Below are 24,588 nucleotides of genomic sequence, written 5' to 3' on the forward strand. Positions count from 1 at the left end.
CTACGAGGCGATCGCAGGAAAGACGATCACCGAACCGTCCTTCTCCTGGACCATGTCGATGGTGACCTCCGACTGCCGTCCGGCAATCTGCACCGGCTGCCCGAGATCGCGCAGTCGACGCGTTGTGTTCAGCAGTTTGTCCACCTCGCCGGAGGAGAACATGATGTCGCGGATGCCGTGAGACCGGTCAAGTTGCAGCGCTGACAGGCGGAGGAGAACGCCATCCAGGCGGCGATCGAGTGCCTCGATGTCGTGCTGCTCCTTGTGCAGCATCGCAGCGAAGCGTTCGAACGGGTTTCCTTCCGACAGCTGCGCGTGCTCGACAGCCTGGAGCACGATGACACGCCGCTTCATCGCGATGGCGAGCTGGGCGAGCTCGACGTGGACGTAGAACTCGCTGTCTGCGGCCTCAACACCTGGGATCGCCTTCGCGAGGTGGTTCAGTTCGACCTTGTCAGTGTCGAACGCTTGTAACGCTTTCTCCCACTTTTCGATTCGGGACCTGGCTTTCGACACGGCGTTTTCGATCGCGAACACCGCGGAGTCCAGTCCCAGGGTCACTCCGATGCGCCCTTCGTCGAGCACGATCGAGGTCGCCTTCTGGATAGCACCCCGGCAGGCCTCCAACGCGTGCCGCTCGGACTCTAGATTGTCGGCGACAAGCTTCTCGAGTAGTTCAGTGATCCGTTCGAGGGTCTTTTGGCGCTGCTGGTCGGCGTAAGCGCTCACACCCACAGCTACAGCCATCAAGACCAGGGGAGCGGCGACGGTCAGTGCACCGGCGCCGGCGGCGGCAACTCCCGCCGTCGTCGCCGAGCCTGTCGCGGCACCCGCCGCGGCGGCCTTTCCCGCAGTGACAGGTACGAAGGATGCTTGCGCGGCGATCTTGGACCCATTCGTGAGCGCGCTGTGCACGCCGCCCGCGACGGTCGACGACGCCATCGGCTTGACCATGCCGCCAGCAACCTGTGCCGCAACCTTGGTCGGCAGGACCATGCGGTACAGCGTTTCACCGCCGTCCGTAACGACCTTGGGCGTACTCTTCACCAGCTGAGACAACTGCTGCGCCAAAGGACTCACGCCGTGCAGGTGTATACCCTTCGACCGATCGAGCGACTCGGGTGCCGTATGTGCCTCCAACGTCGTCAGGGGCGTTTCGCTGAACTCAGCGAGGGCACGACGAAGCCCCGCGAGTCGATCAGGAGTCAGCGCTGTGTCGCTCAGAACAGCGGGGATGTCCGCCTCATCTGTGGCCAGCGTCCACACAGGTACCTGAACGAGCTCGTTGGACATCGGACCTCCATCTGCGTGGGAACGCACCGAATGTATCGGACAGGTCCGACACCGTCGCGGTTGGTCCGAACGGACTACAACGCCTCGCGTGTTGGATTGACACCCGTCACCAGGTCGCGGAAGCAGTAGGCCCGCAGACGAATCGAGTTCTGTGCCGAACTTGTGGTTCGAACCCACGGTTTGCCTCCTGTCGGTTGGCCAACCGCTACAGTGACCGAGTTGTCCGGATGCACCTTGCGCCCAGGGCCCGTACGCTGGCCGAGGATCCGCCTTCCGGATGCACCAGTCGAGCTGTCGAATGCGGGGTTGCTGTGTCATCTGTAGGGCGAGGTTGGACGCTTGTCGACGTCGAGACGTCCGGATTGAGTTCGCGTCAGCACCGTGTACTCGGTTTGGCCGCGATCGCGTTGGACACAGACGGACACGTTGTCGGCGAGTACTCGTCGTTGTTCAACCCCGGGTGCGATCCGGGTCCCGTTCACATCCATCGCCTTACGCGCGAGCGTCTCAACGGTTCGCCGACCTTTGACTCTGCAGTGGAGCACCTACGTGAACTGCTCGAAGGCCGGACGCTGGTTGCGCACAACGCGGTCTTCGACCACGGCTTCCTCGTCGAGGAGGCGCGACGAGCAGGGGTTACTCTCCCGATCACTCATCGTTTGTGCACCATCACCTTGACGCGGCGGCTCCAATTGGACGTCCCCAACGCCAAACTCTCGACACTTGCTCAACACTGGTCGGTCCCACAACGAGCCGCCCACGACGCCGGCGATGACGTGCGGACCTTGCTAGAGGTGTTTCGACGGAGTACCGGCCTTGCGAGCACTTTGGGATTGCCACTGCCCGTCGTCGCGTGCGGTGCTGCGACTCGCGCGTATCCAGACAAGGTCACCAGAGTGCCTTGTCCGTGGACCGACCCCGGCCGTTATGACTCGGCTGTGGGACTGATCCAGGGCACCAAAGTCGTGATCACGGGATCGACGCATGCGCCTCGCCTCGAGCTGGCTCGCCGTCTGGCCGATGCAGGATTGGACGTGATGAACGCGGTGAGCGGCAAGACGGGGTTGCTAGTCGCCAATCCCGGGGCACCGGACAGCCGCAAGTTGCAGCGCGCGCAAGAACTGGGAATCCCATTGGTTGATGAAGCGACTGCGATCTCGTTGGCCGAGCGCGTCGTGCCCGGCACACTGAAATCGGTTCCGGTGATAGAGGTCATTCCTTCGCCGGCCCGGACTCGCGAAACACCCCCGCGACGGGCGTCGAGTTCACTGCCATGGTCCGGTCGACGGGTTCTCGTGCTGGGAGGACTCCACAGCGACGCGACGGCGGTGCGGGCACGCCTTGTCCAGCTTGGTGCGGTGCCTGCCATCAACTTGACTGCTGCAGTCACACATGTTCTTGTGCTGAGCGGAGGAGAAGCCGATGGACGCTTTGCGAAAGCCCGTGATCGGGGTCTCCCGGTCCTTGAGGCCCATCATGTCTCGAGTGTCGCGGACGCCAGCGAACCAGCTGTAACTGAACCGAAGCGCGTCGATGACGGCACCGCGGAAACGACGCCCGCGCCAACGTCGTTGCCCGCTGGTGCCGTCGTCGACATTCCGAAGGGGATGGATAGATTCACGGTCAACGTTGCGTGGACATCTGCGAAGAGCGACCCGTCCAACGACCCCGAAGTCGATGTTGTCGCATTCGAGTTGGCGGGTGACGGGAGAGTCCCGTCAGACGACGAGTTCATCTTCTACAACCAGCCGGCCAGTCCAGATGGTGTCGCACGACTTTCGATCGACGGTGACCGCGAGCAAGGCGTCAGCATCGACCTCGCCGCGGCTCCAGAAGAGATCGAGCGAATCACGATTGGTGCCGCAATCGACGGCGACGCAACCTTCGGGGATGTCGGCGCTATCTCAGTGACGGTTGACGCAGCCGAATTCACCTTCGCAACAGCGGTTTTAGACGCCGCGACGACTGAACGATCGATGATCATCGCGGAGATCTATCGACGAAATGGCCTGTGGCGTTTTCGCGCAGTCGGCCAGGGCTACGACGACGGCCTCGCCGAGTTCGCAATACGACACGGGGTGGAGGTTGAGGCGTGACAGTAATGGAGAAGGGCGATGCCAGTGTGCGCACGAGTTCGGACTGCCGCCAGAGCGACCACTCGCGCCCAGGCTCTGAACACCAGGGCCGCTAGCGCGGAATCTGGTTCACCGTTGCGCTTAGGAAGTCTGTAGCGACTTCGCATAAGGCCTGTGTAGGAGGCGGTTCCAGATCGAACCTGCTAACCGTAGTTACTACTACCGCACTACCCGACTGTATGTAGACCGAGCAAGCTCCGGCCCCGATCGAACTCACAAGGACTCGTCGCCCGTTCAGGGAAGTATCTGGGAACCAGGTCTTGCCTGCCTGATTCAACTTCTTGTGCCCCGTCAACCCTTCGGCGGGATGAATGATGTTACCCACGAACTGTGCAACGAAGGACATGTCGTCGTCGCCGTACTTCCATCGGCATCCTCTCGCCGTCTGGAAGTCGGACCCGGCGACGTCATCTGCAGAATCTGCAACTAGACCGAACTGACGCAGCGTTTCACTCGAAACCTGAGTACAGGGCTCGTAGGGTGACCCGTCATTGTTGATGCTCCAGCGGTTGGGAAACTCCGTTTCGAAGGGCAGAACTCTACCAGCGTCGTCGGTCTGCCTGACCGCGGGAGTCGACGTCGACTGCACTTGAGAGGAAATCGATTCCGATTGAGGTAGCCCAGGGGTCGTACACCCCGCGAGGCAGGCGCCGAGCGCGAAGGCGATCGGCAAGATACGAACACTCCGGTTCATACATTTACGCCTTCAGCTCGGCAGCGCTTTGCGCATCGATTTCGTCGATCCTCTGACCTGCGACTTGGCATTGCTCGCGGAGAGCCCGAGCGAGCGTAGCTTGTCGCTTGCACTGGTCAGCGAGTGATGCGACTGCAGTCACCAGCAACCCATAGAACCGTTCTCCTTCGACGCAATCACCGAAGTAATTCGATTCAGCCACGCCGACCAACAGGGTGTGAGCGGCTGCCATCGCCTCCTGCGTGTCCCGAGCCACAGCGGCGCGACGCTCCCAGTCAGCACGCTCTGATCGCAGTACAGTTCCTCGACCGTGCGGGCTGACGGGCATTTCCGGGACGGCCTGGGGCAGCAGAGAGTCGTCGGCGAATGGCGTGCTCATGGGTCCCCCTCCCGGTGACGGACCCGTGCTGGGGCCGACTCGTCGAACAGACTAGTACGACGCGGGGTCATTGTGGCGGGGGCCGCCGAGTTGTGGACGAACTCGCGACAAGTGCGTAGTGGCGGATTCTGGTTACACCCAACATAGGGACTTAGAAGCAGAAACGAGATTCCCGAGTCTTCGCGGACAGAGATCGGACGGTACTCAACCCGGCGTCACCGCGAATACAAGTTCAGCCGTCCTGTGGAGACCACCGCGAGAACTCCTGCTTCATGATCTAGCATCTACCGGCACACGGTGATGACTGCGGGGGAGTCCGGTGATGACGACATATGTCGATGAGGTGCGGGCGTATTTGTCCGGTTTCGGCGATCCACCTCGGCTCTACGATGCCCTCCGCGATGCCACCCTCGCTGTTCCTCTGGACCTCCACGGACGCCTGTTCACGCTGGTGGAGGCCGGTATCCCGTGGATGCTGGCGTTCACGACGCCGGAACGCCTGCGCGACTTCGCCGAGCTCACCGACCGCGACCTGGACGAGGTCCGCTACCTCGACGTTCCCGGTCATGCGCTGATCGACCGAGTCCTCGACCAAGCCCCCGAACCCACCGGCCTCGTCGTCGATCCCGCGACGCCGTCGACGATGACGTTCCCGCCATCCCGCGAGCTGACACCGCACTGCTACTACGACGACGAGGGCAGGGTAGTCCGATGACTGAAAACCTGCACGTTGAGCCCTCGGCCCTCGACAAGGCCAGCGCCGGGATCAACGGCGTGATCGACGGACTCGCCGACACCGGCGTCGGATCGGACTACAGCGCGGCGCTCGGTCGCGGATACGGGGACCTCGACCTCGACGGCGGAACTATCGGACATGCCGACCCGAAGAGCGGACTCGAGGAGTACTGCGACCGCTGGGAGTGGGGTGTTCGAGCCTTGGTGACCGGGGCCGCTGAGTTGTCGAGAGGACTCGGGCTCGGTGCCAGCCATTACGAGCGTGAAGAGAAATGGGCGGGCGACCAGCTCAAGAACTATGCGATGGACGTGTTCGGCGACCCGAGCCTCACCCCAGACGAGATCAAAGGAATGTCGTGGGGCGATCTGTGGGAGCACAACAAGAACGCCATCACCGATCCGCAGTGGGCCCTGACGCCGGAAGAGATACGGAAACACCAGGAGCTCGGTGAACAACTCCGAGGGACGGTGGTCGAGGACCTCGAGACCATCGCACGCCACCAGGTCGATCCGTCATCGCTCGTAACCGACACGATCGACGGCTTCGAGCGTGACGGGTTCACCGCCGACTCACCGAGCACCGCCGAGAGCGAACCAGCCGGCACGCCGGAGACGAAGTAAGTGGGGCTGTTCGACGCCCTCGAAGGCGGCAAGGAGGTCGTCGGCGGACTCATCGACGGCGCCACGGAGCTCCTCGGCGGCGGTTTGCGCGCCATCGGCCTCGACAGCATCGCCACCAACGTCGAAGACTTCGGTGACGACGTCGCCAACTCGCTGGGCGCCATGCCCGACGAAAAGAATCTGGACGAGACCAAAGACCCCAGGGAGCTGATTCTTGGTGATCCGGCCGGAATCACCTCGCTCGCTGAGAAGTTCACGGGTTTCGCCGGGAACTTCGTCACCGCCGGCGAGGGCCTGCGCGCCATTTCGGTGGACGACTGGTCGGGCGACGGCGCACAAGAGTTTGCCGATGCGATCGGCCGCCAGGTTCCACCATGGTTCGCCGCCGGCGACGCCGCAGCCAAAGCCGCTGCAGCACTCACAGGTTGGGCCGGCGTCGTTACCTTTGCGCAGCAGAAAGCCGCCGAGGCCGTGCGCATCTGGGAAGAGGGCGAGCGCAAACGGGACGAATGGGTCACCAAGGCCAACATCTACAACGACGAACTCGACGACTACAAGAACGATCGACGCGACACCCCGCCCACCCATCCCGGACCCGACCCCTGGCCCGGATACAAGGCCGAGGCCGAGCGAGTCCTCAAAGTCGGCCGCGACCACCGCAACTCGTCGGCCCCGGGCGTCAAGGCCGAACTGAGCGACGCCGCGAATATGGCGCCGCCGATGCCGTCCGCGTTCGATCAGGCGCGCATGACCGCCAGCGACGTCGGGACTGCCGCGTTCACGGGCTTCACACACTTCGAGGCAGGTCTCATCGGGTCGGTCACCGAGGTGGTGAGGGGGCTGAACACGATGCTCCCGCAGAACCCGTACAACATCGCGAATCCCCACAACTACATGCGAAACTCGGCGACCATGGTCACCGGGATCGTGCACCAGGTCGCCCATCCCGACGAGTTCGTCCGGAACTTCGCCGGATCCGGATGGTCGACCGATCCGTCCCAGGCACTCGGCAATGTCATCGGCAACACGGCCATGATGATTGCCCCGGGTCCAAAGGGCGGCGGTATGTTGACCGGCTTCATGAAGGCCGGTCGCAACATCCCGTCGACGCCACCAACTCCACACATCAACCCGACACCACGTCACCCAGGCGCCCCGCCCGCGTCACCACACCCGACGCCCGCGCCACACGGATCGTCGCCAGACACGCCTGGCGCCAGCCCCAGTGCCGACCTACCTGGACGACAAGGTCCCGACATCGCTGTCGACCACAACGCGCCTCCGGTCCCCAGAGCTGACGGTCCCGCGCCGGACGCCCCGGCCCACGAACCACCGGCGCCCGCCGGCTCACCGAATCCGGCGCCCACCCCCGACGCCGGCACACCTTCCCCGGGCGCCGTCGACACTCCGCCCAGCGGGGGAGCGCCTGAACCGCCTGCAGCACGCCCTGACGCAGCGTCGCCGGACCAGCCCGTCGCCGGCGGGCCTGTCGACGGGCCCGGCCCGCACACACCCGATCCTGAGACCCCGGCTCCCGCTCCGAAACCTGAGCCCGCTCCCTCTCCCGTTTCCGACGAACCGGGATCTCCGACGCCGGGACCCGCGGACAACCCATCTGGACCACGAAAACTGGGTGACGACGACCCGCCCGGACCCAACCGTGGCGACACCACCACTCCCGCAGCCGCACCTGGTGCCGACCATTCACCCGGCCAGTCAACTCCCGGACACAACGCCGTCGACCGCGATGGCGCACGAACCCGACGCACCATGAACCGTCGGCGCCCAAGCCCGACGAGCCCGTTGTCGACCGGACCCCAACCCGGCACGACGAGCCGATCGGCGGGCACCCACCCAAAGCCGACGAACCAGCAAGTCCCACAACACCTCACACGCGCCCCGACTCAGACGCACCTGGCCCGCACCCCACGCCGGCCTCGATCCATCCCGACGCGCCGACAACTCGACCAGACGTCGTCGAAACCCCAACGCGCACACCTGAGCACACCGACACGCCCGCAACCGGACCCGTCGGGCCGGTCGCCGGCCACCACCCGGTTTCGACGCCACATGCCACACCCGATCCCGCGCAATCGAAACCCGCTCCGACGTCGGCTGGTCCCGTCGCCCCGGCGCGTGCGGATGCTCCTGCGACGCCTCCGCGCGCACCCGATCACACCCCGGACCGCACGCCGCCCGCGCGCACCACACCGGAGTCGACTACACCGCGCGACCTGGACCGCGGCCGTCCGGTTCCGTCGAACACCCATCACGTGCCCGAACCCACCGTGCGGAACACGCCGGACACAACACCCAACCCGCCGCGCACCGGACCCGACGACCGTCCGATCCCGCCGACGGTGGTTCCCGACCGCCCGTTCACACCGGAACGCCCGTCGCCGGCCAGCCCACGTCCGGCGAGTCCCGATGCACCGTCATCGCCGCGCGACCCCGCCCCAGGTAATCGACCTGACGGCGACAACCCAGACGTCGATAACTCCGCCCCGGACAACGACACCGGCGAACCGATCGACCCCGCCCACCCCGAACGCACCGACGCGGGCTCGACGGATCGCGCCGACACCAGCGAGGGCAATGAGGCGCCTGAGCAGTGTCGGAGCAACGGCGAGCCGGTCAACGTCGCAACAGGCGAGTACTTCCTTCCGCTGACCGATGTCGACCTCCCGGGCGTCTCACCGCTGCGGCTCACCCACCGACATCGCTCGCGATACCGCTGGGGACGGTGGCTCGGGCCGACCACGCCGTCGACGTTCGACGCCCGCGCCATCGTCGGCGACGACCTGGTGACCATCGTCGACGCCGACGGCACGATGACGAATTTCCCGAAGCCGCAAGATGACTCCGTGTCGCGAAGCGTGAACGACACCGACTGGGAACTGCGAGCAACAGCGACGGACGGGTACCAGCTGACCCATGTCCGCACGCTCGTCAGCTGGTTCTTCATCCCGATCCCAGAACTGGACGGCGTCGACGTCACGGCCGGGAGCATCGCAGTCTCCGCGATGACCGACCGTCATCACAACCGCATCCGCTTCGTGTTCGACGAGCACGGAAGACCCTCTGCGGTAGAGCATTCCGCCGGTTACCGCATAGAGGTGCAGTGCGACAGCGCTCGGATCCTCGGCTACCGCTTGGTTGCCGGGGTGAACGGCGTTCCGGCCAACCAGCAACTGTGCACATTCACCTATCACCGCGGCCATCTAGCCGCGTCGACCAACGCCGTCGGTGCGACAACGCGTTTCGGCTACGACGACGCCGGGCGGATGACCTGGTGGCGCGACTCGATCGGGATGGAGTACTGGAACCGGTACGACGACCTCGGCCGTGTGACCATTCAATCCGGCATGAACGGAGTGTGGTCCGGGCGGTTCGACTACCAGCTCCGGACGGCGGGCCCCGGGTCGATAACGACCTACACCGACGCCGTCGGCGCGACGACGCTGTACGGCATCGATGCAGACAATCGGGTGCGGCAGGAAATCGACGCGCTGGGTCGGATCACCCGGACCGACTACAACGACAGTCGGCAACCGATGGTGCTCACCGGTGCAGATGGACTCTCGACACGGCTGCACTACAACGCTTTCGGTGATGTCGAGCGAATCGTCGGACCCGACGGTGCAGCGACGGAAGTGAGTTACGCGGGTCCAGGACGGCCGGACCGAATCGTCGAACCGGGTCCGGTCACCACGCGAATCGCTTACACCGACAATGGAAGTCCGCTGACGGTGACCGACAACGCCGGCGCGGTCACGTCGCACACCTACGACGAACACGGCGCACTGACGTCGCTCACGGACCCCGACGGCGTGATGGTTCGCTACCGCAACAACGCGGCCGGACTCCCCACCGAGATCGTCGACATGCTCGGCAACACGACGCGGATCAGATTTGATGCGTTCGGGCGGCCGGTCGAGGTCGTCGACGCCGAGGGCGCCAGAATCACCGTCGGGTACGACGCGATGGGGAATCGGACCAGTCTCGTCGCTCCCGATGGTGGACAGTCGCGGTGGGAGTACGACGGCGAGGGCAATTGCGCCGCCTACGTCGATCCCGTCGGCGCGACCACGCGTTGGGAGTACGGCCACTACGACCTGCCGGTCGCGCGGATCGACGCGGACGGGTCGCGAACCGCGTTCACCTACGACACCGCCCGCCGACTCGTCGCGGTCACCAACCCGGACGGTCTGGTGTGGAGTTACTCGTACAACGCGGACGGGTCGTTGCAGTCCGAGGTCGACTTCAACAACGCGACAACGACCTACGCGTACGACGCGGGCGGACGGCTCGCTACGCGGACGAACGCGGCCGGGCAGACTGTAGCGTTCGAGTACGACGCGGCCGGTCGTGTTGTCGCCGAACGTAGTTCCGACCCGCTCAACCCCGACTTCGACGGGGATGTCACCGAGTACAGCTACGACCTCGCCGGGCGGCCGGAGAGTGTCGTCGGCGCGTTCGGGCGGTGGCACTCGACGTATACGGCGGCGGGAATGCCGCTATTGACCGGCGTGAACGACGGATCCGCGGACTGGGTGATCGAGTCTGGTTGGACGGGCGCGGGCCGTTCGGCATCGGTGACGACGCCGACCGCAGTGCACACGCGTTACGGCTACGACCCACGTGGCGTGCTCGACTTCATTTCGATGGCGGGTCGTACCTGCGACATCACCACCGACGCGTCCGGTCGCGAGCAGCGTCGACGCTTCGAGGGCACGGCCATCGATTCGTCGTGGGATCCGGTCGGACGGCTCGTCGGGCGGTCGATTGAGACGGTCTCTGCCAATCCGGCGACGTTGAACCTCGGTTCGGGTGGATCGGCCGGCGGGGGACCGGAGCGCACCGTCGCACGAGCCGAGTACACCTACCGCGCCGACGGCATCCTGACCGCTTCGACGACGACGCTCGCTGGTCGCGGCCGGACCGACTACGAGGTCGATGTACTTGGACGGATTACTGCGGCGGTCGGTGTCTCCAGTTCGGAGAAGCTGACCTACGACGCGACCGGAAACATTACCAACTACGGGATCAGCGGCTCGCTTCCCGGGACCACGCCGACCGAGATGCAAGACGTTGGCCAGTTTCCGCCACCCGGCATGCGAGGCGCCAGCCAGCCCCCACTGCCTGATGCGCGAGGCGGTAGCCAGCCCCCGTTCCCTGAGGTGCGAGGCGCTAGCCGAGCCTCGAAGGGTCCCCGTTGGCGATACTCTGGCACCCTACTTGTCGACGACGGCCGGACGTCGTACCGCTACGACCCCGCCGGTCGCCTCACCTCGATGAGTCGTAGGCGTCTGTCGCGAAAACCTGATGTGTGGCATTACGTCTGGGACGCTCACGATCGCCTGCGCAGCGTGGCCACTCCTGATGGGACGACGTGGACGTACACCTACGATCACCTCGGGCGACGCCTCAGCAAGACCAACACGGCAACCGGGGCAGTCACTCGGTTTCACTGGCACGGCGAGCAGATGGTCGAGCAGACCGAGTCGACGCCCGATGTACCGGACGCCAGCTTCACAGCGACTACCTGGACGTTCGCCCCAAATGCGTACACACCTCTCGCACAGACGCGCAGTACAGAATTGATCACGGCGACGGACGGTGCTGGCTCAAGGAACAGCGCACCCGACGCGGACGTGAGCCTCAACCTCGGCTCACCTACAGTTGCGCCGTCCATGCCGGTCGAGTGGACCCAGAACGAAGTCGATCGAGAGTTCTTCGCGATCGTCACTGATCAGGTCGCAACACCAACAACACTCGTCGACCCGCGCACCGGCGGAGTCGCCGGGCATGCGGCAAGAACGCTATACGGCGAGAGCACGTGGGTGGGCTCGTCGACGCCGTGGGCGTTTCCCGGTCAGTACGCGGACTCCGAGAGCGGGCTGTACTACAACCGTTGCCGGTACTACCAACCGGGGACCGGAAGGTATCTGAGTCCAGACCCGCTGGGGCTGGCGCCCGCGCCGAACCCGCACACCTATCCCGCCGACCCGACCGCCACTATCGACCCACTCGGCCTCACCCCGTGCTCTGGCGATGAAACGGGCAAGAGATACGGTCCTCACGTAGATGGGCCCCTGGAAAAGTGGTTGGCCGAAACATTCCGAGGTGGCAGCTATACAGAAAGAGTGTCGACGAGCCCGATGACGTTGTACAGGACGTACACAGAAGGCGGACGTCCTCTTGGTCAGTTCTGGACTCGGACTGAACCGAGCGGCCCTTTGCAGGCTCGTATCGATAGCGCACTGAACCCGGAGTGGATGAATCAAGCCACAGCTGTGACCAGGATTGAAGTTCCGGCTGGCACGAAGTACTTCGAGGGAGCTGTCGCGCCTCAGGAAATCTATGCAGGTGGCGTGCTTCTCGGCGGTGGAAATCAGATAGTCTTCACGCCGGGCATGATGATTCCCAATTCTTGGATTCGATAGACCGATCTCATCGGTCAGAGAGGTGCAGTCTTGGGCGAGAATCAATGTCAGCTAGCAATTGACGCACTGACTCAGTTCTTCAACACGTACTCGACGTCAACGCCGATTTACATGGAACTGTCAGACGTCCCACGAGGAAGGGCGCTCGACTCGTACATAGAACTTGTTTCAGTCGACACGCTCCCTGAGAACCGTATCCACGCGGATCTCGGGTATGGCTGGGGGTTTACGGTCAAGCCCACCGAGACGACCCTGGACAGCGATCTGTTCACCCTCACCATTGAGGGAGAGGAACTGGACTTCGAGACGACGAGCGTTCTCCGACGGTATCACCAAGGGTGGGTGCGCTTTTTTGTCATTCCCAACACCGACTTCTCCAACAAAGCGAAGGCGACCAATGGTGCGAAACTGCGAGAAGTCGCTCGTAGAATCAATGCGTCGAATTGATAACATTCGCGAACTAAGATCAACGAGTCACGCCGTTGACCCCAAGCGTGGACTCCGTTGAGGTTCCTAGGATTGAGGCAAATCACTGCAGTGGCGACTCTTGCAATATGCCTTATCGGAATCACCGGCGGATGCGAAGGTTCGATCCGCGCCGAGAGGCCGTCTTTAGAGATGCCCGTCGACGTGGCCTGGAGAACGGTCAACCAGAACCTCAACGAACTTGTGCCTGTATGGCAGGTCGCACTTCCTTTTCCCGAGCAGCCGATGACGCATCCGGAAAAGCTCCACGGATGCAGCACCGGCAAGAACTCGCTCGTCGACGGGCCGCCGTGGAGTGTTCGGTCGGAGACAAACGTCGATTACTACGAACCGACGACACGCTCGCAGGTTGACCGCGGCTTCTCCGTACTTGAGTCGCGTGGATACAAGCCCATTGAGATTGCGCGGAAGAATTCGGCGGACGAACGGAAGGTCACGAACGACGAGGGATTCTCCGTCGTCCTCACTCGTTCAATCATTTCGTATGGTCCGCCGTGGACAGTAACGTCGCTGTCGCCCTGCATCACGTTTTCCGGCGACGAGCAGTACTCGCAATCCAGCTGACGTCTAGGTACCTAAAACAGGCGACGTTCAGATCCTCTGTCTGGTCTCCTGCGACAGGACCGACGTCGTATAGCGAGGACGACCAACCGTCACGGATGAACGCCACGCTTGTTGAGCCAGGCCTGGGGATTGATCTTGGTGCCGTTGGCATCCCAGACCTCGTAGTGCAGGTGGGGACCGGTGGATTGACCGCGGTTGCCGACGGTCGCGATCTTCTGACCGGCGCGCACATGCTGGCCGGGGTGGACGAAGCTTTCGTTGACGTGTCCGAAGACGCCGACGGTGCCGTCGTCCTGCTTGACGCGGACCCACTGGCCGAAGCCGGATGCCGGGCCGGACTCGAGGACGACGCCGTCGGTCACGGCGTAGATGGGCGTTCCGATCTTGTTGGCGATGTCGACTCCGTTGTGGTGGGTGCCCCAGCGCGGGCCGTAGCCCGAGGCCACGGTGCCGCTGACCGGCTTCACTGCCTTCTTGATACCGGGGAGGTCGGAGCTGCCCGGGCCGAATACCGACGGCGGCAGGACGTCGCGAGCGAAGTCGTCGAGCTCAGGCGGCAGGACCACGCCAGCCGGCAGCTTCACGTTCTCGGGGAGCGCGATCTTCGGCGCAGACGGGGGAGCGGGCTGCGCCGCTGCCTGCGCGGCGGTGCCGGCACTCAGGCCGACCGCACCGACGAACGCGGCGAACGCGCCCGTTCGCAGGGCCGTGCGGGCGGTGGAGTGCGACGTGGCACGATGGCGTCCGGGACGCCGGGTGCGCGACGTCGAGTCGAGCAGGGCGCGAGTGGCGGGGCGCGTCGAAGAGACGGCGTTCAGTCGGTGAAGAGGCAAAGCGTTGTCCATCTCAGATTGGGTAACAGTTCGGTATCGGCAAGGACACGGCGAAGTTACCTTTTCTGACATAAGCAGACACTGAGAGTCAGCCCAGGACTCCCAGGACTTACGCAAAGCCCCAGGTGAGACCCCAAACGAGATCCCGGTCACACACGGCGTCGAAACCGCGTGGCACCGTGTAATCCATGCCCGAGCCCGAACACACGCCCGACGGCCGCCATATCGTCGTCAACGGCCGGAAGTGGCGGGCGACGGACCCGCTGATTCCGGACGAGCGGCGGTCCGAACTGCAGTCGATCCTCATGGCGTGGCGTCGGGACGTGAAGCGGACGAAAGGCGCACCCGAGTCACGTCGGGGCGTCCAGGCGGCGAAGGTCGCCCTGGGAGAGCGCGGCACCCCATGGTGGGAGCAGACCGAGGACGAACGCCGCGAACGGTGGGAGACCGACGTCGCCCGACCCGACGACTGACCAGCCCTACCGCGGCAGCAGCGACTCCGCGGCATAGCGGCCGGCGCGCTCGAAGCTCTCGCTCACCTCGAAGCCCGGATCGATCTGCCAGTACCGCATGCTCGACACATAGATCGCGGCCACCATCTGAGCGAGGAACTCCGGCGGGTGATCGGTCCGCACATCCTGCTGTTCGACACCGCGCTCGATGAGCCGCAGCACCTCCGAGGTGAACACGTGGCTGCGTTCACCGAGCGTCCCCGACATCGACGAAATCCGTTCGATCTCGCTCGTCACCGTCCGCATGTAGTCCGGGTCGGCGACCGACGAACGCGCGAAGTCGACGAACACACCCACCACGCGCTCGTACGTACTCAGCGGCTTCTCGAGCATCGCGTCGACGACGTTCGAGAACGTCCCCATCAGCTGGGCGTACAGATCGGTGAGCAGGTCGTCCTTGCTCGGGAAGTAGTTGAAGAACGTCGCCCGCGACACCTCGGCACGCTCGGCGATCGACTCGACCGTCGCGGCGCTCCCCTCGGAGGCGAGCAGTTCGCGCGCAGCGATCAGCAGGCGTTCGCGCGTCTGCTGCTTGTTGCGTTCCCGCCGACCCATGGCCGGAGCTTCGGTCAAAGTGGTGCCTTCCGTACGGGCGGGGCGACCCCGACCGACCAATTCTTGCATTCCGCCCCCAAAGTTTGGATGGGCGTCTAACTTTTTGCTCTGAGTCCAGTGTGAGGTCGTCGCTCCATGAGACGACGTCACGCGAGTCGACCGCGGGGGGATCTTCCGGCGCCGGACCGACGACTTGTGCTGCCATGCGCACCAGTCGTTACCTAAGCCGAGACTCATTGCAGGACAGAATATTTCGAATCCGACCGACGACCGCGACCTGCGGGTTACAGTCGCCACCGAGTCAGCAAATCCGACATTTCGTCCGTCTCCGCAGCGGGGCGGCGACTTGTCGAATCACGATCGAAGGGGATCGCATGAAATCACCCAGTGCACTCAGGCGTGTGCTTCGGACCGCGACGGTGATCGGCTGTTCCGGGGTGCTCGCGCTCGGAGCGCTGACGGCCTGCGCCGACGACAGCTCGGAGAGCTCCACCGCCGGCGAGACCAGCCAGCTCCCGAGCAATCCGGCCACCGGCGACCCGGTCAAGGTCGGCCTGATCGTGCCCGAGGGCGGTGCCGTGACGACGCCGATGGTGCGCGAGGGCAGCGAAGCCGCGGTCGAGTATCTGAACAACAACGGCGGCGGCATCGGCGGTCACCAGATCGAATTGGTGGTGTGCAAGCAGCAGGAAGAACCCGCCTCGGCCACCAAGTGCGCGAATCAGATGGTGGAGCAGCAGGTTTCGGTCGTGGTCTCGCCGCTGGGCGCGCAGGGTGCGGTCATGCTGCCGATCATCGCCGGCGCCAAGATCCCGTTCGTCGCACAGGCTCCGGTGTCACAAGCGGAGATGGCCACTCCCGGATCGTTCATGCTGTCCGGTGGCATCGTCGCCGTCCTCGCGGGACAGGCCGCGACCGCCGCCAAGGACGGACTCAAGAAGGTCACCCTGATCATCGGTGACTCCGGTGACGCGGCCGCGTCGGTAAAAGCACTGGGCGATCCCATGTTCCAGCGTGCCGGCGTCGCACTCAACGTCGTCACCGTGCCGGTCGGTGCCGCCGACCCGACACCGCAGATCACCGCCGGTCTCGCCGACAACCCGGATGCGGTCAGCATCCTCGGCGACACCCGCCAGTGCATCTCGGTCCTCAAGACGCTGCAGACCGTCGCACCCGACGCCTCGAAGTACCTCATCGCCAGCTGCCTCGACAAGCCCGTCCTCGACGCCGTCGGCAACGACGCGGTCTCCGGCGCCAAGGCGTTCACCACGGTCAACCTCAGTTCCGACGACCCGAGCGTCACCCAATACCGCAGCGTCATGGCGCAATACGCGCCCGACACCGACCCGGCCGGCCTCGCCTACATCGGCTATCAGGTCATGACTGCGCTCGGCGAGCTGAACGGTCTCGAGGGCACCGTCGACGCTCAAGCGTTCACCACCGCTCTGTCACAGGCCAAGGACGTTCCGCTCCCGGCCGCACCCGGCATCACCTTCACCTGCGACGGGAAGGCGTTCCCGCCGCTGACGTCGCTGTGCAGCAAGGCGATCCTGGTCAGTGACGTGACCGCCGACGCCAAGCTCGAGAACACCGTCGTCACCAACAACTAGTTCCTCTCCAGATCGGGGGTCGCGTCCGCGCGGCCCCCGATCCCCGCACTTCCCAGTGGGAGTTCCATGACCGACCATCTCGCCTTCCTGGTCCTCGGCCTCGGCAACGGAGCCGTCTTCGCCGCTCTCGGCCTCGCGCTAGTGATGACGTTCAAGAGTTCCGGCGTCGTCAACTTCGCGACCGGCGCGGTGGCGCTGTACGCCGCCTACACGTACGCCTTTCTGCGCCAGGGGGAACTCCTCAACCCCATCCCCGGCTTTCCTGCGACCATCTCACTCGGCTCCGAACTGGGAGTCGCTGCAGCGCTACTCATCTCCGTGGTCGTCGCCGCGATCCTCGGCGTCATCCTGTACCTACTGGTGTTCCGCCCGATGCGGGCCGCCCCGGCGCTGGCCAAGGCGGTCGCTGCGATCGGCCTCATGCTCGTCATCCAGGCGCTCATCGCGCTGCGGGTCGGCGAGAACGCGCCCAGCGTCGGACCCATCTTCGAGGTCGACACGTTCACGATCGGATCCAGCGCAGTTCCGACGGACCGTCTGATGCTGGCCGTGGTCATCGTCGGACTCGCCATCTGTGCGGGACTCGTTCTGCGCTACACCCGCTTCGGCGTGGCGACGGAGGCCGCCGCCGAATCCGAGAAGGGTGCGCTGGTCACCGGCCTCTCACCGGACCGCATCGCGGTCGCCAACTGGGCGTTGTCGTCGGCAACTGCCGGTCTCGGCGGCGTGCTCATCGCACCGATCGTTCCACTCAATCCCGTGGCGTACACGATGTTCATCGTGCCGGCCCTCGCGGCGGCGCTGGTCGGCAACTTCACCGCGATATCGATCACGGTCGGCGCCGGGCTTGTCATCGGCATGCTGCAGTCCGAGGCCACGAAACTGCAGACCACCTGGGACTGGATGCCCGACGCCGGTGTCGCCGAGGCGGTCCCGTTGATCCTCATCATCGGGTTTCTCCTCATCCGCGGGCGCCCATTGCCGGGTCGCGGCGCGGTCACCCGCAACGACCTCGGCCGGTCACCGCGTCCGAACCGTCTGGTGATACCGGGGATCGTCGGTGTCGTCGTTGCGGTACTGGCACTCGTCACCACCTCCGGCAGTCTCCGGCTCGCCGTGATCGCCACGATGATCTACGCCATCATCGCGCTGTCCCAGGTCGTCGTCACCGGGTACGCGGGCCAGGTGTCGCTGGCGCAACTGACGCTCGCCGGCGTCGGCGCCTACGCGCTCAGCCGACTCACCGATGACCTCAACATCCCGTTCCCGCTCGCCCCGCTGCTCGCAGCCTGCGCGGCGATGGTCATCGGCGTGATCGTCGGCCTGCCCGCTCTCCGGGTGCGCGGGTTACCGCTCATGGTCGCGACGCTCGCTCTCGCCGTGTTCTGCGAGGCGTTCTGGTTCCGCAACCCGTCGCTCAACGGCGGATTGCAGGGTGCGCCAGTCGAATCCCCGTCGATCTTCGGCATCGATCTGGGAATTGGTGCGGGTGAGGGATATCCGCGGATCGCCTTCGGCATCCTGTGCCTCGTGGTGCTGACCCTGGTGGCGTACGCGGTGGCACTTCTCCGTCGCAGCGGACTCGGCGCGTCGATGCTGGCCGTGCGCGCCAACGAACGGTCCGCAGCCGCGGCCGGGATCAACGTCGGCGCAACCAAACTCATCGCCTTCGCTATCGCGTCGTTCCTCGCCGGACTGGGCGGATCGCTGCTGGCGTACCAGCAGACCCTCGCGACCGCCGGTAGTTATGCCGTCTTCGCCGGCATCGGGCTGTTCGCGGTCTTCTACATCGCCGGCGTCACCTCGATCTCCGGAGCCATCCTCGCCGGCATCATCGCGCCTGGTGGGCTGATGTACTTCGCCGCCGACAAGTACGCGTCGTTCGGCGACTACTACATGCTGGTCAGCGGAGTCCTTCTGGTGCTCACCGTCGTCACCAGTCCCGACGGCGTGATCGGGTATCTGCACAAGATCCCGATGCCGGCTCGACGACGTGCACCACAATCGGCCCACGACGACGCTCAGGCCGCGCCGACTCCGCCGGTCACACCGCCCAGTGACAAGGTTCTGCTCTCGGCTCGCGACGTCACGGTGCGCTACGGGGCGGTGACCGCCGTCGATGGCGTCAGCTTCGACCTCCGCTCCGGCGAGATCGTCGGCCTGATCGGACCCAACGGCGCCGGCAAGGCGACGCTGATCGACGCCATCAGCGGATTTGCGACCGCGTCCGGAACAGTGACTCTTGGCGGCACGACCCTCAACGGCCTTGCACCGCATCGACGCAGCCGCGAAGGCCTCGGCCGGACGTTCCAGGACATCGAACTCTACGGCGAGTTGTCTGTCGCGGAGAACCTGGCGATCGCCGCTCGCCGTGCGCCGGGGGATACCGGAGAGAACGTCCGTAACGTCCTGGGGATGCTGGAGATCAGCCATCTCAGTGATGTTGTGGCCGCTGATCTCTCGCAAGGTCAGCGTCAGCTCGTCGCGGTGGCTCGCGTACTCGCCGGCCAGCCGGAAGTGGCGCTGCTCGACGAGCCGGCCGCCGGACTCGACAGCACCGAGAGTCGATGGCTGGGCGACAGGTTGCGGGCAGCCCGCGCTCACGGGGTTTCCATGGTCCTCGTCGACCACGACATGGATCTCGTACTGAGCCTGTGCGACCGGGTCATCGTCCTCGACCTCGGAGCCGTCATCGCCGAAGGCACCCCGGACGAGATCCGACGCTCACCGGCAGTCGTCAACGCCTACCTCGGCACGCCGTCGTCGGCGGTTGCGGGGTCCGACGATCCATGGCCACCGGACAGCGCAGTCTCCGAGCCACATTCGACGACCAAGGAGATGACACCGTGACGGTCCTCGAATGCCGCGGCCTCGACGCCGGGTACTCGCGCGGCAAGGCCTGCGTTCACGGTCTCGACCTGTCCGTCGAGGCGGGAGAGATTGTCGCCCTGCTCGGACCGAACGGGGCCGGTAAGACGACTCTGCTCACCACCCTTGCCGGTCTGCTGCCGCGCCTCGACGGCGAGGTCAGCGTCGGCGGTCACGCGGTCCGGGCGGGGGATGCGCGCGCGGCCGTGCGTGCCGGACTCGTCCTGGTTCCGGACGACCGGTCGCTGTTCAAGCAGCTGACGACCCGACAGAACCTCCAGCTGGCCATTCGCCGACGCGGGGCGGCTCGGAACAACGCCGTCGACCGGGTACTCGACCACTTCCCGGCCCTTCGCGCACGGCTGAAGGTCGCCGCGGGCGAGCTGTCCGGGGGAGAGCAGCAGATGCTCGCGATCGGGCGAGCGCTGTTGCAGCAGCCGAAAGTGCTGCTGATCGACGAACTGAGCATGGGACTCGCACCCATCGTCGTCGAATCGATCCTGCCCGTCCTGCGGGGTGTCGCCGACACCGAGGGCACCGCGGTGGTTCTCGTCGAGCAGCATGTTCGCCTGGCGCTCGGCATCGCGGATCGAGCAGTGGTGCTCGTCCACGGCGAAATCGCCCTGACGGACTCCGCGGCGTCGCTTGCCGGTGACATCGGACGGATCGAGGAGGCGTACCTCGGGAGTGCTCACTAGCGTCAGGGAGCTGCCGTCCCCTGCTCCCGCCCCGTTTGCTCCCTGAGGTGTGAGGAGCGATAGCGACGAACCACGAAGGGCATCCCGAGGCGCCTCACCAGCCCTTCGAGGCAGTGAGAATGGGTGTGGTGGTTGTCCGGGGTGAGGTCTGACCTGCTTCGAGGCTGACCTTGTGTCATGGACGAGATCTGTCGACCTCATTCCGCGGGCGATCACCGCAGTAAACGACCTTGGGAGACCGGGGCGGGTGTGACCTAATAAGGGCCGTGTTCGGGCGTGAGCCCGTGACTCCTCACTGTCGTGTCCACCCGCCCCGGCGAGGTCATCCAACACCGCAGTGAAGGAGACATCGCCAGAATGACCGAGACCGCAGTGGATATGCAAGTGGTCGTACTCGGAGTCGACACCCACCAACAAACCCATCACGCAGCGATCATCGACACCCTCGGCCAGCCATTGGCCGATCAGGAATTCTCGGCCACCGCCGACGGCTACCGGCAGCTGCTGGCGTGGGCCCGCACCCACGGCCGCCTCGAGCAGGCCGGGGTCGAATCCAGTGCCTCCTACGGTGCCGGACTCGCCCGGGAGTTGACCGCGGCTGGTGTCGAGGTGATCGAGGTCAACGCTCCGGATGTGCGGGCCCGCCGAGCCCAGGGCAAGTCCGATCAACTCGATGCCTACGCCGCAGCGATGGCGGTGCTCACCGGGCGGGCCAGCGGCCACGCCAAAGACACCTCAGGTGTCACCGAATCGATCCGAATGCTTTACGTGGCAAGGAGAATGGCGGTCGATCACCGCACCCAACTCGGTGACCAGCTGCGTGATCTGTGCACCACCGCGCCCGATGAGTTCGCTGATCAACTCAAAGCCCGCACCACCACCCCGCAACGACTCGCCTTGGTCGAATCGTTGACGGCCCCGGCGTCGTTGACCGACCCGCGTGCGGCGTTCGTGTTCACCGCGAAGTCCATCACGCAGCGGTATCGGCAGACTCACCGGGAGGTCACCACGTTGACCCGGGAACTGAAGACGTTGCTGAAGTCGTTGGTGCCGACGGTGCTGGCGCTCCCTCAGGTCGGTCCGATCACTGCCGCGCGGTTGCTGATCACGATCGGGCAGAACGCGCAGCGGATGCGTACCGAAGCGACGTTCGCCAAGCTCGTCGGTGTCGCGCCGTTGCCGGCCTCCTCTGGCAAAACCGTGCGTCACCGCCTCAACCGTGGCGGTGACCGTGGCGCCAACAGCGCGCTGCACATGATCGTCGTCGGACGCATCAAATCCCACGCCCCCACCCGCGCCTACCTCACCCGCCGCGAGAACGAGAAAACGAAGAAAGAAATCATCCGATGCCTCAAACGCTACGTCGCCCGCGAACTCTACAAAGCCTTCACCACCGACCTCGGAGCGCTTGACAATCTATAGGACCATCTCGTCGCTCGCGCTCCTCGCACCTCAGGGAGCAATGGGTGGGCACCTCAGGGCGAGCGCGCCGTCCACCATTGACATGCAAGCAGCGACTTGCCTATTCTCAAGTGTGGCCGACGTGTTCCATGCACTCGATGACTCGACGAGGCGAGCAATCCTCGACGAGCTGGTCGAACGGGACGGCCAGACGCTGTTCGAGATCTGCGGTCGTCTCACGTCTCGGCGTGGGCTCAACCTGAGCCGACAAGCGATTTCGCAGCATCTGGGTGTGCTGGAGACAGCCGGGCTAATCCACACCGAGAAACGCGGACGCTCCAAATTCCACTACTTCGACCCCACACCGCTCGGCGAGATCGCCGAGCGGTGGCCCGCCCATCGAAAGGACCTGCCATGAGAATGACACTGATGTCCGTCTTCGTCGACGACCAGCGTAAGGCGCACGAGTTCTACACCGAGATACTCGGATTCACGACTCGCCATGACATTCCGATGGGCGAGAACACGTGGTGGTTGACGGTGGTCTCCCCTCGCGATCCCGAGGGGATGGAACTTCTTCTCGAACCGTCTGGCCACCCCGCGGTCAAGCCCTACCGTGACGCGCTCATCGAAGACGGAATCCCGTTGGCGCAGTTCGCCGTCGACGATGTGCAGGCCGAGTACGAGCGGCTACGCGACCTCGGTGTGGAGTTCACCCAGGAACCGACCGATATCGGACCTGCGGTCGTAGCGGTCTTCGACGACACGTGCGGCAATCTGATCCAGATCGCTGCAACGAAAGACGTTGACCCGCAGTGACTATTGCTGTGGAAGCAGCGACTCTGACGCGGGGGATGCCGGTTGTCGGGTAGTCACCGGCGCCTCGAGCGGAGGAATGTCGACCGCGCGGACCGATAGGTCCTTGACCAGCTCTTCCCACGCGCCGATGTTCGTCGCCCTCTTCTTGCGTGACCCGATGTCGTCAGTCCACCGAGTAAGCGCGGGCGCGGCTATGTACAGCGGCCTTGCCGGATCATTCTTGCTCGCCTCGAGCAATCGCGACTGACCCTTGTGACGCACGGTTTCTCCGCGCATCCGCAGCGGGCCGAACGCGAGCTTGAAGATGTTGACGATGCGGTAGGCAGCGTTCATCGACTTGTTGGTCGCGTACTTCTCGTTCGACGGGTCGATGGGGAAGCTGATAGGCGTAAATCGCTTGTAGCAGAACTGCAGGCCCGCAAGCTCCGCCTCGCGCACCATCCAGGACAGACTCAGTTCCGAGGTTCAGTGACCGCCAGACCACCGCCGATGTCGGAGTGGACCCCCTCGAACCACACCTGTTTGACGTCGATCTCGCCCTCATCTGCCTTGTCGACTTCCCAGACGCAGGGATCGAATGTCAGCCGACGTTCGTCGATGGCGAGCGCCTGCCTGGCCACTGCGACGTTCTTGCGGAGCTTCACGTCGTGGAACTTGTGCTTGACGCGGGTGATGCCGGGAACGCCGAGCGCACCGACGGTGTCGAAGACCCCGATGAACTTGACCGGCACCGGGGCGCCTGGGGTCTTCGCCGGACGATCCTCCCGCTTCATCCGGTAGTACCGCAGGACTGTTTCAAACAGGTTCTCGGTTGGGTGCTGCGCGAGTTCGAGCGGGGTGACAAGGCCGATGTGCCAGATCATGCCCCCGAGACTCCGTGCAATGTATGCGCCGCGACTGAACCCGAAGACGAAGATCTCATCGCCGGGCTCGTAGTTCAGAGCGAGGAATCGGTAGGCATCGATCAGGTTGGCATCGAGGCCGCGACCGAACGCCCCGCCGATGACGCGGTCAGACCAGCCCGACCCGGTTCCCACGCCGTTGACGTAATGGACCAGCTGCACAGCGCCGTCGTCGGCATCGGTGGTGACGGCTCGGGCGATCTTCTCGACATTCGAAATTCGTGGGTCTTTCGACGACTTCCACGTGCCGTCGCAACAGACCACCAGACGCTTCTTCATTTTTCCGACCCTCCACAGGCTCGCACGCGGCCCACCCGCAGTAAACGGTAATAGCTCCGACGGTTCGATGCGATAGGCGTCGGTCGTACGGTTTACTGCGGTCATGAGGTTCATCGACATCGCGGCCCGGCGAATCACGGTCATCTGTACCGCCCTACTCGGGGCCCTGCTGCTATCCGGACTCGGCGGCGTACCGGCGAATGCCGCGCCGCCCACCGCCGGCCTCGATCCAGCGCTGGCGGTGGCGTACCAGCAGGCGTCGAACAGCGCACGGGCACAGGGGGTCTCGCTGTGGATTACGTCCGGTAAGCGGACAGACGCGGAGCAGCGTCAGATGTGGCGCGATGCGATCGCGACCTATGGCAGCCCGGAAGCCGCTCGACGGTGGGTCCTGCCGGCGGAGGAGTCGCCACATGTGAGCGGCCACGCCATCGACGTCGGCCCCCGGGAAGGCGCCGCTTGGCTCGAACGAACCGGTTACCGCTGGGGTCTGTGCCGAACCTTCGCCAACGAGTGGTGGCACTTCGAGCTCGCGACGGTACCCGGTCTCCCATGCCCTGCGATGTGGCCCGACGCCGCGGCCCGCGCTGACCGGCTTCGTTAGTGGTGGCGTTTTGTGATGACCCTTCGTGACGGCCCTCCGCAAGCTCCGGGCCTCCTCAGGGAGCGGGGGGACACGGCCCTCCGCAAGCTCCGGGCCTCCTCAGGGAACGGGGGGACACGGCCCTCCGCAAGCTCCGGGCCTCCTCAGGGAACGG

At 64.9% G+C, this 24,588-nt stretch carries 21 protein-coding genes and 2 pseudogenes; 16 read left to right on the forward strand and 7 right to left on the reverse strand.

Translation table 11 applies throughout. The features are described from left to right. On the reverse strand, positions 1–1,293 hold the full coding sequence (locus tag LEL84_RS03290; protein WP_226513337.1) for a hypothetical protein: 1,293 nt from the start codon (positions 1,291–1,293) through the stop codon (positions 1–3). A gap of 227 nt (positions 1,294–1,520) precedes the next feature. Here LEL84_RS03290 and LEL84_RS24800 point away from each other — a divergent pair. Further along, positions 1,521–2,033: pseudogene (locus LEL84_RS24800) on the forward strand (exonuclease domain-containing protein); the annotation flags it as partial. A 198-nt stretch (positions 2,034–2,231) separates the two neighbouring features. After that, a complete protein-coding gene (locus LEL84_RS03295; RefSeq protein ID WP_319005270.1) occupies positions 2,232–3,389 on the forward strand; it encodes a TerD family protein in 1,158 nt (385 codons plus the stop codon). Between the two features lie 91 nt (positions 3,390–3,480). Here LEL84_RS03295 and LEL84_RS03300 read toward each other — a convergent pair whose 3' ends face one another. After that, complete coding sequence (locus LEL84_RS03300) at positions 3,481–4,122, reverse strand: DUF3558 domain-containing protein (RefSeq protein ID WP_226513338.1); 642 nt, start codon at positions 4,120–4,122, stop codon at positions 3,481–3,483. Positions 4,123–4,126: 4 nt separating this feature from the next. Then, complete coding sequence (locus LEL84_RS03305; protein WP_068971625.1) at positions 4,127–4,501, reverse strand: hypothetical protein; 375 nt, start codon at positions 4,499–4,501, stop codon at positions 4,127–4,129. A gap of 322 nt (positions 4,502–4,823) precedes the next feature. Here LEL84_RS03305 and LEL84_RS03310 point away from each other — a divergent pair, with 322 nt between their 5' ends. The 6 genes and pseudogenes from LEL84_RS03310 (at position 4,824) to LEL84_RS03335 (ending at position 13,353) form a co-directional block, all read left to right on the forward strand. Then, on the forward strand, positions 4,824–5,216 hold the full coding sequence (locus LEL84_RS03310) for an SseB family protein (RefSeq protein ID WP_065630037.1): 393 nt from the start codon (positions 4,824–4,826) through the stop codon (positions 5,214–5,216). Beyond that, positions 5,213–5,857 (forward strand): hypothetical protein, encoded by a 645-nt coding sequence (locus tag LEL84_RS03315; RefSeq protein ID WP_065630018.1) that lies wholly within the window; start codon positions 5,213–5,215, stop codon positions 5,855–5,857. Before LEL84_RS03310 ends, LEL84_RS03315 begins: the two co-directional genes overlap by 4 nt. Continuing rightward, positions 5,858–6,523 (forward strand): annotated as a pseudogene (locus LEL84_RS24880) (putative T7SS-secreted protein); the annotation flags it as partial. 1,607 nt (positions 6,524–8,130) lie between these two features. Continuing rightward, the gene (locus tag LEL84_RS03325) at positions 8,131–12,303 is read left to right on the forward strand and encodes an RHS repeat-associated core domain-containing protein (protein WP_226513340.1); all 4,173 of its coding nucleotides are present in this window, start codon (positions 8,131–8,133) and stop codon (positions 12,301–12,303) included. Between the two features lie 30 nt (positions 12,304–12,333). Next, a complete protein-coding gene (locus tag LEL84_RS03330; RefSeq protein ID WP_226513341.1) occupies positions 12,334–12,750 on the forward strand; it encodes a hypothetical protein in 417 nt (138 codons plus the stop codon). Positions 12,751–12,921: 171 nt separating this feature from the next. Beyond that, entirely contained in the window at positions 12,922–13,353 is a 432-nt protein-coding gene (locus LEL84_RS03335; protein WP_226513342.1) for a hypothetical protein, read from the forward strand. 89 nt (positions 13,354–13,442) lie between these two features. On the opposite strand, the gene LEL84_RS03340 is transcribed toward LEL84_RS03335, so the two are convergent. Further along, positions 13,443–14,198, reverse strand: coding sequence for a M23 family metallopeptidase (locus LEL84_RS03340; protein ID WP_226513343.1), 756 nt, complete (start codon positions 14,196–14,198; stop codon positions 13,443–13,445). Positions 14,199–14,374: 176 nt separating this feature from the next. On the opposite strand from LEL84_RS03340, the gene LEL84_RS03345 reads away from it, so the two are divergent. Further along, positions 14,375–14,659 carry a hypothetical protein gene (locus LEL84_RS03345; protein ID WP_226513344.1) on the forward strand — a complete coding sequence of 95 codons (285 nt, stop codon included), beginning with the start codon at positions 14,375–14,377 and terminating at the stop codon, positions 14,657–14,659. Between the two features lie 6 nt (positions 14,660–14,665). Here LEL84_RS03345 and LEL84_RS03350 read toward each other — a convergent pair whose 3' ends face one another. Then, a complete protein-coding gene (locus tag LEL84_RS03350; RefSeq protein WP_226513345.1) occupies positions 14,666–15,271 on the reverse strand; it encodes a TetR/AcrR family transcriptional regulator in 606 nt (201 codons plus the stop codon). Between the two features lie 356 nt (positions 15,272–15,627). Between LEL84_RS03350 and LEL84_RS03355 the strand changes: the two genes are divergently transcribed. From LEL84_RS03355 to LEL84_RS03380, 6 genes are all read left to right on the forward strand, one after another. Next, entirely contained in the window at positions 15,628–16,863 is a 1,236-nt protein-coding gene (locus tag LEL84_RS03355; RefSeq protein ID WP_226513346.1) for an ABC transporter substrate-binding protein, read from the forward strand. A 66-nt stretch (positions 16,864–16,929) separates the two neighbouring features. After that, positions 16,930–19,713: a branched-chain amino acid ABC transporter permease/ATP-binding protein gene (locus LEL84_RS03360; RefSeq protein ID WP_226513347.1), complete on the forward strand. Its 2,784-nt coding sequence runs from the start codon at positions 16,930–16,932 to the stop codon at positions 19,711–19,713. Then, positions 19,710–20,429: an ABC transporter ATP-binding protein gene (locus LEL84_RS03365; protein ID WP_226513348.1), complete on the forward strand. Its 720-nt coding sequence runs from the start codon at positions 19,710–19,712 to the stop codon at positions 20,427–20,429. The genes LEL84_RS03360 and LEL84_RS03365 overlap by 4 nt, the downstream gene beginning before the upstream one ends. A 357-nt stretch (positions 20,430–20,786) precedes the next feature. Continuing rightward, positions 20,787–21,851 (forward strand): IS110 family transposase, encoded by a 1,065-nt coding sequence (locus LEL84_RS03370; protein ID WP_212743643.1) that lies wholly within the window; start codon positions 20,787–20,789, stop codon positions 21,849–21,851. A 112-nt stretch (positions 21,852–21,963) separates the two neighbouring features. Beyond that, a complete protein-coding gene (locus LEL84_RS03375) occupies positions 21,964–22,248 on the forward strand; it encodes an ArsR/SmtB family transcription factor (RefSeq protein WP_226513349.1) in 285 nt (94 codons plus the stop codon). Continuing rightward, a complete protein-coding gene (locus tag LEL84_RS03380; protein WP_226513350.1) occupies positions 22,245–22,649 on the forward strand; it encodes a VOC family protein in 405 nt (134 codons plus the stop codon). The genes LEL84_RS03375 and LEL84_RS03380 overlap by 4 nt, the downstream gene beginning before the upstream one ends. Here LEL84_RS03380 and LEL84_RS24805 read toward each other — a convergent pair whose 3' ends face one another. Together LEL84_RS24805 and LEL84_RS24810 are read right to left on the reverse strand one after the other, a co-directional pair. Continuing rightward, the gene (locus LEL84_RS24805) at positions 22,650–23,090 is read right to left on the reverse strand and encodes a hypothetical protein (RefSeq protein ID WP_319005256.1); all 441 of its coding nucleotides are present in this window, start codon (positions 23,088–23,090) and stop codon (positions 22,650–22,652) included. Positions 23,091–23,101: 11 nt separating this feature from the next. Continuing rightward, a complete protein-coding gene (locus LEL84_RS24810) occupies positions 23,102–23,974 on the reverse strand; it encodes a DUF2235 domain-containing protein (RefSeq protein WP_319005257.1) in 873 nt (290 codons plus the stop codon). Between LEL84_RS24810 and LEL84_RS03390 the strand changes: the two genes are divergently transcribed. After that, complete coding sequence (locus LEL84_RS03390; protein ID WP_211540245.1) at positions 23,934–24,434, forward strand: M15 family metallopeptidase; 501 nt, start codon at positions 23,934–23,936, stop codon at positions 24,432–24,434. The two genes, LEL84_RS24810 and LEL84_RS03390, sit on opposite strands and share 41 nt — an antisense overlap. The last annotated feature ends 154 nt before the right edge of the window (positions 24,435–24,588 follow it).

The organism is Gordonia sp. WA4-43 (genome assembly GCF_020520305.1).
GTDB lineage: Bacteria > Actinomycetota > Actinomycetes > Mycobacteriales > Mycobacteriaceae > Gordonia > Gordonia hongkongensis.

Excerpts from the sequence above, each read along its gene's own strand:
- LEL84_RS03290 (WP_226513337.1), bottom strand. The coding sequence starts at position 1,293 with ATGTCCAACGAGCTCGTTCAGGTACCTGTGTGGACGCTGGCCACAGAT.
- LEL84_RS03300 (WP_226513338.1), bottom strand. The coding sequence starts at position 4,122 with ATGAACCGGAGTGTTCGTATCTTGCCGATCGCCTTCGCGCTCGGCGCC.
- LEL84_RS03305 (WP_068971625.1), bottom strand. The coding sequence starts at position 4,501 with ATGAGCACGCCATTCGCCGACGACTCTCTGCTGCCCCAGGCCGTCCCG.
- LEL84_RS03310 (WP_065630037.1), top strand. The coding sequence starts at position 4,824 with ATGACGACATATGTCGATGAGGTGCGGGCGTATTTGTCCGGTTTCGGC.
- LEL84_RS03315 (WP_065630018.1), top strand. The coding sequence starts at position 5,213 with ATGACTGAAAACCTGCACGTTGAGCCCTCGGCCCTCGACAAGGCCAGC.
- LEL84_RS03335 (WP_226513342.1), top strand. The coding sequence starts at position 12,922 with ATGCCCGTCGACGTGGCCTGGAGAACGGTCAACCAGAACCTCAACGAA.
- LEL84_RS03340 (WP_226513343.1), bottom strand. The coding sequence starts at position 14,198 with ATGGACAACGCTTTGCCTCTTCACCGACTGAACGCCGTCTCTTCGACG.
- LEL84_RS03345 (WP_226513344.1), top strand. The coding sequence starts at position 14,375 with ATGCCCGAGCCCGAACACACGCCCGACGGCCGCCATATCGTCGTCAAC.
- LEL84_RS03355 (WP_226513346.1), top strand. The coding sequence starts at position 15,628 with ATGAAATCACCCAGTGCACTCAGGCGTGTGCTTCGGACCGCGACGGTG.
- LEL84_RS03360 (WP_226513347.1), top strand. The coding sequence starts at position 16,930 with ATGACCGACCATCTCGCCTTCCTGGTCCTCGGCCTCGGCAACGGAGCC.
- LEL84_RS03370 (WP_212743643.1), top strand. The coding sequence starts at position 20,787 with ATGACCGAGACCGCAGTGGATATGCAAGTGGTCGTACTCGGAGTCGAC.
- LEL84_RS03380 (WP_226513350.1), top strand. The coding sequence starts at position 22,245 with ATGAGAATGACACTGATGTCCGTCTTCGTCGACGACCAGCGTAAGGCG.
- LEL84_RS24805 (WP_319005256.1), bottom strand. The coding sequence starts at position 23,090 with ATGGTGCGCGAGGCGGAGCTTGCGGGCCTGCAGTTCTGCTACAAGCGA.
- LEL84_RS03390 (WP_211540245.1), top strand. The coding sequence starts at position 23,934 with ATGAGGTTCATCGACATCGCGGCCCGGCGAATCACGGTCATCTGTACC.
- LEL84_RS24810 (WP_319005257.1), bottom strand. The coding sequence starts at position 23,974 with ATGACCGTGATTCGCCGGGCCGCGATGTCGATGAACCTCATGACCGCA.